We start from the raw sequence: 12,051 nt of genomic DNA on the forward strand, positions 1-12,051 counted from the left end.
TTTTATAATACCATAAATCGGAAAAAATTTAAACTATAAACATGTATATTTAAGTTGAAAATTAATTTACTTATATTTTCTCAAAATTCTCAATTTTCTAGTATAGTTTACTTCTAATTCTTTATTTATATCTTCCTAAAAAGCATATCTTATTATCCCTGAAGATAATATTCCAACCACAACAATAACGAGAAGACTTTTTGAAATAATAGCACTAACTACTGTAGGCAAAGATGCTAATAGGTTTTCATAATTGATTTGAGGAAATTCCCCAATTTTTTGTATAAATAAACTATCAAACCACAATGCTGACATTATTACAATTGGTACAAAACTAAGATACTCAATTATCGCTTTTGGTAGATCAAATTTTTTCAATAGTACAAATGGAAGTACTCTTGATAGCCATGTTACAATTGTACATCCCAATATTGTTAAGAGAATATAACTAGTTGATAACATTCTTTAATACCACTCCTATCGCACATCCTATTAAAGTAACTACTATTATCAATACATTACTCGGAATAAAAATCATTCCAAAATATACCAAAAATAACACGACAATAATTACAATAAACTGGACCTTTTTCTTTATAGTAAAGTCTGAAAGAACTTGTAAATATAATAATCCTATAAACATTGCTACTAAAGCAAAATCTAAACCAAGAGATTTAGGATCCTTAACTATTCCCCCTAATAATGCTCCTGCAACTGATGAAGTAAACCATGTAAAATAAGATATTAAATTTGCTGCATTAAACCATTCATAAGTAAGATTTCCATTTGTATAGTTTTGCTTATTCATTCCTAAAGCAAAACTCTTATCTGTTAAAAAAGTACCTATTACTATATTCTTAAATACACTATAACGTTTAAAAAATGGAGCTATGGCCATACTCATTAATATCATCCTCGAATTAATTAGAAATGTTGCTAGAACGATTGAAAGTATAGGAGCACCGCTTGAGAGCATACTCACTGTAATAAATTGAGCTCCTCCTGCATAAATAAATAATGACATTGCTCCTACAAAGAAAGGACTAATCCCCACTGAACTAGCTATAATTCCAAATGCCAAACCTATACCTATATATCCAAATACGGTTGGTAATGTATCTTTTATAGCTGTTTTTACATCTAATTTATCATCCATATACTCACCTTCCTTTGATGTTTAATATTTAATTTTTATCATTTGTTAAAAGTTGTCCAATAAGATCTTTATCTATCTTTTGCTTAACAGTTTTTTGTCCTGTATACGTCACTAATCCAGGTTTAGCACCAGATATTTTTTTCACATTTTTTATTAATGTTCTGTCAACATTAACATATTCTTCATTTTTAAACTTCGAATAGTATGCTGCTAACATTGATGCAACTTCTATTGTATCTTCACTTGGATTATTATCAAAAATTACAACATGACTACCTGGAATATCTTTTGCATGAAACCATAAATAGTCACGTCTTGCTAATTTATTTGTAATAGTATCATTTTGAAGATTATTCTTTCCAACATATATTGCTGTCTCATTATGATAAATAATAAAATAATTACTCTTGTTCTTTTTCTTATTAATTTTTATCTTTTCTTTTAAAATACCATTAGCAATCAATTCTTCTTTAATTTCTGCTATATCTGTTTTATCCGCATTTTCAAGTTGGAATTTTATCGTCTCAAAGTATCCTAAATCTTCTTTAGCTATCTCTATTTGTTCAATTAGATTCTCAATGGTTCTCTTATTCTTTTTATAAAGATTAAAATATTTCTCCGAGTTTTTTTCAATAGTTAAATTCGGATCTAATTCTATCTTAATTTCAGACAAATCTTCACTATAAAAATTCTGCAACGTTACTGTTTCTGGTATCTCTCTTTTAAATAAATAAATATTAGAAATCAATAGCTGACCTTTTAATTTGTAATCATCTCTATTTTCAGCTTGAATAAGCTCACTTTCTAGTATTCTTACCTTTTTATTTAGTCTATTTATTTTTGTATTAATAAAATTAAATAGTTTTCTGTCAGTATTCTTATTAATTGATTCTCTAGCTATATCCATATAATAGTAATCAAGCAATTGTGATAACGAATCAAACTCTTTACTATACTCTTTAACTTCAAAGAAGTAAAAATCCTTTTTACCATTTTCTTCAATCAAAATAGGCTTATTATACTTATCAAATTCCTCACAGAAGTTTAGAAAAGCATTTTTCAAATCCAACTCAGAATTTTTTTCGAAATACTTATTCAATAAAGCAGAAACACCATAGAAATTTTTCATTAAAAACTTGTTATCTTTATTCTCAAATTCTAAATTTTTATATTTGTCAAAGTCGAATGGATCATATTTTTCTTTAGTAGGAGGTAAAGTATAAGCCATGTTTGAAATTGTAGATCGTTTAAATTCAAGACTATAACTATTTTTCAATGATTCAAGTATAATATTATCTTCATTTGTTAAAATAATATTAGAATGTTTCCCCATTAGTTCTGTTATTAAATAATAGTATTTCTCATATCCAAGGTCATCAAAATTTTTAATTTTAAAAACCAAAACACGATCATTATTTACTTGCTTTATTTCTTGTATTATCCCACCTGTTAAGTATTTTCTAAGTACAGAACAAAAATTTGATGGTGTTGAAGGATTTTCATAACTATTATTAGTTAATTGTATTCTAGATGCACTTGGATTTGCTGATAGAAATAATTTTAAATTTTTCCCTTTTCTGATTGAAAAGACGAACTCATCTGTTGATAGATTATTTACTTTATTTATTCGCCCTTGTAATATAGTTTCTTCTAATTCTTTTACCATCTTTCTTACAAAAAAACCATCGAATGCCATTTTTCTCCTCCTAATTCTAATTCAATATATATCTTAAAATTATATCACATATCTTTCTATGTGTATATGAAAACCAGAAGTCTAAGTGAACACAAAAAAAAAGAGATAATAACTATATCATCTCTTTTTTCTATTTATTATTTATTTTCAAATCTTTTAGATACTAATACTCCCCATACTAATAATCCAAGTAATACAACCCAGAAAATGACAGTCCAAAGTGTTGAATGAGGAAAATCGTGTGGTATTAATCCTAATTTTTCATGGGCAGCTGCTATAACAAATAGTTTAATACCTACCCAGCCAACTATTAAGAAAGCTGCGATTTCTAAACCAGGTTTAGTTTCTAATACTCTAATAAAAATATTAGCAGCATAACGCATTATTATAACCCCAACAAAACCACCGATCACCATAACAGAAAATTGTCCAAGGTTAATCCCTCCGATTGATGTCTCTGAGATATGCGGTAATGTAATCGCAATTGCTACAGCTGCTAAAATTGAATCGATAGCAAAAGCTATATCTGTTAATTCTACTTTTATAACTGTTGCCCAGAAACCACCTTGTTTTTTCGGCGCTTTTACTTCCTCTTCAGAATTTTTTTGTTTCTGTTTATCAAAAAATTCCTTGATATGCGTACCAGCCATATATATAAGATATAGTCCACCTAGTACCTGTATTTCCCAATACTGTGCTAAAATTGTAATTAGGAAAATTGCAATTATTCTAAAAATTAATGCTCCTGCAAGACCATACATTAAAGCATGTTTTTGATCCTTAGGAGGAAGATGTCTAACCATAACAGCTAGTACAATAGCATTATCTGCTGACAATAATCCTTCTAATAGTATCAAACTAAGCAACACTATTACATACTGAATTAATATCTGTGTATCCATTTAAATCTCCTTCTATCCGAATATTTTTTTTATTAATCTTACTATATAAATAACTATTACTAATCCAACAAAATTTAACACTAAAGGTAAAAAAGTAGTAAGGTTAAATGTAATATGTTGATTCAAATTATTAAATGATTTAGTAAAAATAGTAAGCACACTATTATCTATTCTTTCACTTGCAAAGTTAAGCCTTGTTTTAATCATCTTAGCAATTACCTCTCCACCTAAAAAGTATAAAAGAGAAACAGAAATAGCTAAATTAGTATTATTGAATAATGTTAACGATAATAAGAATATAATATTTACGAACAATAACAACAATATTAACATTGTTGCGAACGCTCCTACAGTATTTACATTCATCATAATCGATTTTATTTCACTAAATAAACTATTCTTACGAACAAATAATAAAGCTAATAAACTTGATACTATTATTACATAATAAACTAAAAAGTAAATTAAATTAGCTAAGATTGAAGAAAAATCTCGGACACTTTTCTTTTTATGAATCTCAAGAAAAACATTTACCTTTGAAATATAATCTTCTCTATACGAAAAGATGTAATTCAATCCCATAATAAATAATATTACCACTAAATCTATTTTTAATACAATATTAAAAATAATATCCACCAAAGACTTATCATAAAATAATGATAAAGAATCTAATTTAAAAACTATACCTAAATTTAATAAAATTAAAATTAATGCGAATAGATAATTAAATTTTCTTCTAAATAACTTACCAAATTCAATCCTAAAAAACATTATAAATCAGCCTCGCCCTCATACAATTTAATTTTCTCACCTAAGTTACGAATTTGATATACTTCAATATTATTTTTTAATAGGTTATAAACTACTTCTTCAAGAACCTCTTCTCTTACTACTATTTCATTATCATGATATATAGTATACTGATATCCAGATAGTATATCATCTAGTTTTTCGTTGTCAGAAATATTAATAGCAGTAAGTTGTTTTAAGATTAATAAATCTTCAAGATTACCAAAATATGATTTAATTCCATCAGTAATAACTAGAACCTTATCTGCAATACTGTTATATCTATTTAACATAGTATCTAAAATAATTACATTGGCATTATTTGATTTATCCAAAATAAAGTCACTTATAACTTCCATATCTTCAGAAGTTAAATCTTTATCAGTATTATCAATAATAAGAACATTTTGATCTACGAGTATTGAAAATAGTGTATGAAATTTATTAACTTCATTTGGAAGTAATTCCTTATACTTAGAACTTGATTTAAGATTTAAAGATTCTAAATCATTTTCTAAATCATCAATTGAAAATTTTACATTGTATAAATCTAATGCTACCTTTAAATTTTTTATTAATGTTAAATCATTATAAAATCCGAAATCCTTAGTGAATAATAGTTTTTGCTTACTAACATCTTCATTATCGAAAAGAATCTCCCCTTTATACTTCGTTCTTTTTCTAAAAGAATCTTTTAGAAGTTCTAAATCCTCTGATTTATTATTAATAATAGTTAATATTTCACCTGTATCCACCTGTAAATCTAACTCTAAGATGGTATCTTTTTTTATTTTCTTTTTATATTCTCTAAATTCTAAAACCATTGCTTCTCCTATATAAAAATAACAAAATTTTATTACTCTTTTTCTATATCTTTTTTTCCTTAAAAATATAAGATTACATCTTACTATAATACCATTGCTTTATCTCATTGTCAAAACAATAGTCAAAAAAATTAAAAGATGATAGAAGATTAAACTCCTATCATCTTTTAATTAATTATTTATTTTCTTTTACAAAGAAAGTTAAAACGATACCTAGTACAAAACCGATTAATGCAAAGTCTAACCATGCAAAATCTGCAGGTACTGGTAAGAATTTAACTTTTGCTAATAAATTATCAACAGCTGGTACTGCTAATTTAAATGTTGAAATTACAGTTGTATATAAACTAAATAATCCTGTAAATAATACTGTAGTTACATAAACAACTCTCTTTCCACCGAAGAAATTATTTAAGAATCCTAATAGGATTAATACCATTGTTAATGGGTATAATAAAACTAGTACTGGTACTGCTCCTTGAATGATTGCAGCTAATCCATAGTTACCTACTGCAAATGAGAATAAAGTAAGTGCAATAGCATAAGTTTTATAGCTAACTTTATCATATAATCTTACGAAATATGAAGAACAAGCTGTTACTAATCCTACACTTGTTGTTAGACAAGCTAAGAATACAATAACGAATAATAATAATTTACCAACATTACCGAAGTAATACGTTGTTGCTCCAGTTAATACTCCTGCACCTGTTTTTTGTAATCCTAATACTGAAACAGATGTAGCTCCAATATTTGAAATGAATACATAAACTAAAGCTAGTAATACAGCTGCAATAATTGCTGATTTTGCTGTGTTGTTAAACACTTCTTTCTTAGTTTTAGCTCCGTATAGTTTTACAGAGTTAATAACGATAATACCAAATACTAATGATGCCAATGCATCCATAGTATTGTATCCTTCCATTAAACCATTTGTAAATGCTAATGAAGTAGTAGCATATGTTTTAGTAGGTTCTTGAGCTACACCCATAGGTTTAACTAATGATGCAATAATTAACACAACCATTGAAAGTAGTAAAACTGGTGTAATTACTGTACCAATTCTATCTACTAGTTTATTTGGGCTAATAGCTAACCATAATGTTAATCCCATGAATAAAGCTAAGAAAATAGCTTGAGCAATTGTAGTATTTTCAGGCGCTACAAAGCTTGATAATCCTAATTCGTAAGTTGTAGTTCCTGTTCTAGGAATTGCAAAGAAAGGCCCGATTGTTAAGTATAATAAAGTCGTAAAAGCAATACCGAAACCTTTACCTGCTCTACTAGATAAATCTAATAAGTCCTCAGCTCCTGAGTACCCCATTACAATAACTCCTAAAAGTGGTAATCCCACTCCCATAATAATAAATCCTATCATCGCTGTAGATAAATTAGTTCCAGCGTTTTGTCCTAGGAATGCTGGGAAAATTAAATTACCAGCACCAAAGAACAGTGCAAATAACATAAGTCCGATTGATATATATGGATTTTTCTTTAAAAATTTTAACATGTCATCTCCTCCAAATAATTTTTGTTTTTCAAAGTATGTTATATACAATAATATATTTATTAATATTTGTCAATAGATTTTTAAAAATATTTCATTTTTTGTTGGATAAATGCTTTAAATTTTCAGATAATTAACCCCTTAAATAACATAAGTTAATCGTTTTCTCGATTAATTTATGGTGTTTGAAGACGCTATTTTAATACTAATAAATTATTATCTATCAATAATTAAAAATTAAAAAGATTTGACAATTAAACAAATTATCAAATCTTTATTATTATTTTTATTTTTTAATTTCTTCTTTGTAATCACAGTGATCACAATGAACACCTTTTTTACCTTCAAATAGAATATTATCACACTTAGGACAATTTCTATTTATCGGCTTATCCCATGATACAAAATCACAAGTTGGGAATCCTTCACATCCATAGAAAAGTTTACCTTTTTTAGATTTCTTTTCTAATATATCATGTTTCTTACATTTTGGACATTTTACCCCTACTTTTTTCTGAATTGTATTTGTATATCTACAATCAGGGAAATTAGAACAAGCTATGAATTTACCAAATTTACCTAACTTGAATACAAGTGGAGATGAACATTCTGGACAAGATTCACCAGTGAATTCTTGTTTAATTTCAACTTTTTCCATTTCTGATTCCGCTTTTTCTACATCTTTTCTAAAACCACTGTAGAAATTATAAATTGTTTTTTCCCATCCAACTTTACCTTCTGCAATATCATCTAGCTGACTTTCAAGATTTGCAGTAAATTTTGTATTAATAATATCAGGGAAATACTGTTCGGTAATTTTACTTACTAATGTTCCTAATTCTGTTGGAGTAAATACTTTATTTTGCAACTTAGCATAATATCTTTTTTGTAGAGTATCCACTATTGTTGCATAAGTTGATGGACGACCTACACCTAATTCTTCAAGTTCAGCAATTAATTTTGCTTCAGAATATCTTGCTGGTGGCTGTGTGAAGTGTTGCTCTTCTTTCATCTCTTTAACCTTAGCATCTTCTCCAACTTCAAATTCTGGTGCTAATTTAACTTTTTCTTTTTCTTTTAATACTGCCAAGAATCCATTAAATAAAAGCTTAGAATGTGCTCCGCGATATACAACTTCATTATTTTCAAATGTAGTAGTACTCGTTTCATAAACTGCAGCACTCATACGACTCGCAAGGAATCTTTCCCAGATTAATTTATATAACTTATATTGATCATTTGATAAATATTCTTTAATAGAATCTGGGGTGAAATTAATGTTTGTTGGTCTTATCCCTTCATGAGCATCTTGAACATTCTTACTAGATTTTCTTGATTTTACTGATGTAGCTAAATAATCTTTACCAAAATTATTTAGTATATAATCACTAGCCATTTTTACCGCTTCATCAGATACTCTAGTTGAGTCTGTTCTCATGTACGTAATTAACCCGGTAACACCACCCAATTTTTTAAGATTAATTCCTTCATATAACTCTTGTGCTACACTCATAGTTTTACGAGTTTTAAAATTAATCTTTCTTGAAGCATCTTGTTGCATAGTAGAAGTAATATAAACATTAGGAGCATTCCTATTTTTCTTAGTTTTCGCTACATCCGTTACTTTAAATGTATCACCTACTATAGCTTTTCTTATATTGTCTACATCTTTTTTGCTCTCAAGTTTAATCTTTTCACCTTTATACGAATAGAAATTAGCTGTTAAGACTTTTCTATTTTTAATAAAATCTATAGGCATTGACCAATATTCTTGAGGTACGAATTTTTGTATCTCTTCTTCCCTATCTACAATTAGTTTTAATGCAGCATTTTGCACTCGACCAGCAGATAACTTTGGTTTAACTTTTTTCCATAGAACTGGTGAAATATTATACCCTACAAGACGATCAAGAATTCTTCTCGCCTGTTGTGATTGAACTAAGTCCGTATTAATTTTTCTTGGATGCTTAATTGCATCCTTTACCGCATCTTTTGTTATTTCATTAAATACTATTCTATTATCAGAATCATTATCTAATCCTAATATGTGAGCAATATGCCATGCTATTGCCTCTCCTTCTCTATCAGGGTCGGATGCTAGGAAAACTTTTTTCCCTTTTGCCTCTTTTTTTAGAGATTTGATTACATCACCTTTTCCTCTTATAGAAATATAATCAACATCCACACTCCCATTATCTAGTACTTCTACTCCCATTCTACTTTTAGGTAGGTCTCTTACATGACCTTTTGAAGATATTACTCTGTATTTTTTCCCTAGATATTTTTCAATAGTTTTTGCCTTTGAAGGAGATTCGACTATTACTAAATTTTCTGCCATTTTCTTCTCTCCATAATTTTTTAATAAGTAGTATCTTAAATCATTTTTATTAAATTGTCAACTTTTTTCAATGAAAATTAGTCTATTTTTGTTAAAATCAAGGGTTCTTGATTCTCACGGACAACAATTGTATGTTCATATTGAGCGATATATGAACCGTCATTTGCGACTAATTCCCATTCATCTCTATCTGAATTTCCTACAGTTTTTGCTTTTGTAGATACGAATGGTTCTACAGCCAAACACATACCATCTTTTAGGATAATGTTATCCCATGGGTCAAAATAGTTGAAAACATGTTGTGGCTCTTGGTGTAACGAAGTTCCAATTCCGTGACCTGTTAAGTTTTCAATTACTTCTAACTTATGTTCTTTAATTTTTTTGTGGACATTTTTCCCAATTTGATTAATTTTTCTTCCAGCAACAGCATGTTTAATACCTTCGTAAAATGCTTCTTTAGCAACTTCACAAACTTTTTCTTTCATCGGGTCATCTACTTTACCTACTACAAAAGAAATACCAGTATCTGCATAGTAACCATCTTTACATCCTGATACATCGATATTAAGAAGATCTCCATCTTTTAAAATTTTAGTACTTGATGGAATACCATGTGCTGCTTGATAATTTAATGAAATACATGTATATCCAGGGAAATCATACTCAGTTATTGGAGCTGACTTTGCTCCATATTTTTCAAATAATTCTTTAGCAATATTATCAAGTTCTTTTGTTGAAACTCCTGGTACTGCTTTTTTTACCATTTCGTCTCTGATTGTTGCACAGATGAAACCTATTTCTTTCATTTTCTGTAATTGTTCTTCAGTTTTTATAATCATTTATATTCTCCTCGCTATTTAATCAATTGATATAAGTTTTCTATTGAATACGTTGGTTTTTTCTCTTTTTCTTTCAATTCTTCGAAGCTTGTCACACCTGTTTGAACATGAATTGTATCTATTCCGCTATTTATACCTGACATAATGTCTGTATCATAATTATCACCTACCATTACTATTTCATCTTTTCTATAATTGAATAATTTAATGGCAGATTCCATAATAATATTACTAGGTTTACCTATAATTGTAGCCAGCGTAGAAGTTGCATATTCCAAATATTTGACTTGCCCCCCATTACTTGGCGCAAAACCATGTGCAGTAGGTAATAATGTATCTGGATTAGTACCAATAAGTTCTGCTCCATTTAAAATAGCTTTAGTAGCAATAGCTAATTTTTCATATGTAAGTTCTCTATCTAGACCTACCACTACTGCTTCAACATCTTCTTCAGTATCCTTTTGGCAAAATAAACTAAGCGTATTCTTTACCCCAGCTTCTCCTATTACATATAAGTTTTTATATCCTTTAGATTCAAGATAAATTTTAGTAGCATCACTTGAAGTAAAAACATGTTCTTCAGAAGTGTATATAGCAAATTTCTTTAGATGCTCAGCGACATCTTTTGGTTCTTTCGTCGAATTATTTGTTAAAAATAAATAGTCTATATTCTTTTCGTTTAAATATTCAACAAATTCTTTAGCATACCTGATTTTTTTTTCTCCATTATATATAGTACCATCTAAATCTATCAGGTATAATTTATAATTTTTTATAGTCATGCTATTACTCCATAAGTTTCTATTAACATAACAGTAAAATCATCAAATTAAAATAATTTTCGTCTTAAAATATAAATTTATTAATTGATATTACTTAAGCTATATAAAATCACAATTTTGATTCATTTTAGCACATATTATGTTACTCTTTATATTTTACACCGTTTATAAAAAAAATAAAAGCATTAATTAGGTTTTTCCTATTTAATGCTTTAAATAAAATCTTTAAATATTCTATCTAAAAAGATTAACCATGAGTTCATTTCAGATAATTGTTTTTTCTCATGATACCAAACTATCATAATAACTGATTGTAACGTTATATACCACTTCAATCTATTTCTATATTTTAAAGTAGGCTCTTGCCCATATATCTCTAACCATTCATTCCACTCGCTTTGAGGAATATATCTATACAGTACAAATGAAATATCGATTGCCGGATCACATAATATTGAGTGTTCCCAATCAACTAAAAACAGTTTCCCTTGATCAGATAACAACCAGTTATCTTTATGTAAATCTGTATGACACGGCGTATACTCAACTTCATCAACCGGAATAGAATTCTCTAGATAATTAAGTGCATTTACTATATTACTATTTTTACGAAGTTCATCGGCAATAATTGATTTCAAATTATATAAGGAACTCGCAGCTGTTTCCTCTGTATATCCCTGAGCCTTCATTATTTTCTTTAATTTTTCAGATCCATGAACTTTTTTTAAAATTTCAGGAATTCGTCTATCAGTCATGTCTTCTGTATTTAATGTTCTACCATTTTCAAAATCCTGAGCAATTAATACATCTCCATTACTTATACGCTTAGTCCATCTTAATCTAGGTACTATTCCTTCTGCTGAAAGAGTTGCTATCATTGGAGTAGTATTTTTTTTAATAAAATATCTCTGATTATCTCTCGAACAAAAATAATCTTCTTGATATGTATCATCTAAAGTCCAGCCCATTTGATAATATTCTTTAGACATTTTTCTTACTGCTCCTTTCTTCAATCTCTTTTTCTAATTTTAAAAACTATAATGCACTATATATTTTACATTCTTTAATCATTTTTTTCAAGATGCTATTTTTAATTAAAATTAAAAATCTCAAAGATATTCTAATTTTAATATTAAAAATATATAAGAACATCTTTGAGATTGACTTTTTATGTTACCTTGTGCTCTAAAATTATTATATCAAATAAATATTTTT

At 27.9% G+C, this 12,051-nt stretch carries 11 protein-coding genes; all 11 read right to left on the minus strand.

All coding sequences use genetic code 11. The features are described from left to right. Positions 1-135: 135 nt before the first annotated feature. The 11 genes from FOC48_RS04915 to FOC48_RS04965 all read right to left on the minus strand — a co-directional run bounded on the left by FOC48_RS04915 (position 136) and on the right by FOC48_RS04965 (position 11,825). A complete protein-coding gene (locus FOC48_RS04915) occupies positions 136-462 on the minus strand; it encodes an AzlD domain-containing protein (protein WP_003146861.1) in 327 nt (108 codons plus the stop codon). Continuing rightward, complete coding sequence (locus tag FOC48_RS04920; RefSeq protein WP_003146863.1) at positions 449-1,156, minus strand: AzlC family ABC transporter permease; 708 nt, start codon at positions 1,154-1,156, stop codon at positions 449-451. Before FOC48_RS04920 ends, FOC48_RS04915 begins: the two co-directional genes overlap by 14 nt. A 28-nt stretch (positions 1,157-1,184) precedes the next feature. Further along, entirely contained in the window at positions 1,185-2,852 is a 1,668-nt protein-coding gene (locus FOC48_RS04925; RefSeq protein ID WP_003146864.1) for an Rqc2 family fibronectin-binding protein, read from the minus strand. 137 nt (positions 2,853-2,989) lie between these two features. Next, complete coding sequence (locus FOC48_RS04930; RefSeq protein ID WP_003146867.1) at positions 2,990-3,754, minus strand: TerC family protein; 765 nt, start codon at positions 3,752-3,754, stop codon at positions 2,990-2,992. 12 nt (positions 3,755-3,766) lie between these two features. After that, entirely contained in the window at positions 3,767-4,528 is a 762-nt protein-coding gene (locus tag FOC48_RS04935; RefSeq protein ID WP_003146869.1) for a hypothetical protein, read from the minus strand. Continuing rightward, positions 4,528-5,370, minus strand: a complete 843-nt coding sequence (locus tag FOC48_RS04940; RefSeq protein WP_003146870.1) for a hypothetical protein — start codon at positions 5,368-5,370, stop codon at positions 4,528-4,530. Before FOC48_RS04940 ends, FOC48_RS04935 begins: the two co-directional genes overlap by 1 nt. 175 nt (positions 5,371-5,545) lie before the next feature. After that, a complete protein-coding gene (brnQ, locus tag FOC48_RS04945) occupies positions 5,546-6,880 on the minus strand; it encodes a branched-chain amino acid transport system II carrier protein (RefSeq protein WP_003146871.1) in 1,335 nt (444 codons plus the stop codon). 283 nt (positions 6,881-7,163) lie between these two features. Further along, on the minus strand, positions 7,164-9,215 hold the full coding sequence (gene topA, locus FOC48_RS04950; protein ID WP_003146872.1) for a type I DNA topoisomerase: 2,052 nt from the start codon (positions 9,213-9,215) through the stop codon (positions 7,164-7,166). Positions 9,216-9,292: 77 nt separating this feature from the next. Beyond that, positions 9,293-10,054, minus strand: coding sequence for a type I methionyl aminopeptidase (gene map / locus FOC48_RS04955; RefSeq protein WP_003146873.1), 762 nt, complete (start codon positions 10,052-10,054; stop codon positions 9,293-9,295). Positions 10,055-10,068: 14 nt separating this feature from the next. After that, the gene (locus FOC48_RS04960; RefSeq protein ID WP_003146874.1) at positions 10,069-10,836 is read right to left on the minus strand and encodes a TIGR01457 family HAD-type hydrolase; all 768 of its coding nucleotides are present in this window, start codon (positions 10,834-10,836) and stop codon (positions 10,069-10,071) included. A 212-nt stretch (positions 10,837-11,048) separates the two neighbouring features. After that, a complete protein-coding gene (locus tag FOC48_RS04965) occupies positions 11,049-11,825 on the minus strand; it encodes a phosphotransferase family protein (protein WP_003146875.1) in 777 nt (258 codons plus the stop codon). Between the last annotated feature and the right edge of the window lie 226 nt (positions 11,826-12,051).

This window comes from Gemella haemolysans, assembly GCF_012273215.1.
Classification (GTDB): Bacteria; Bacillota; Bacilli; order Staphylococcales; family Gemellaceae; genus Gemella; species Gemella haemolysans_A.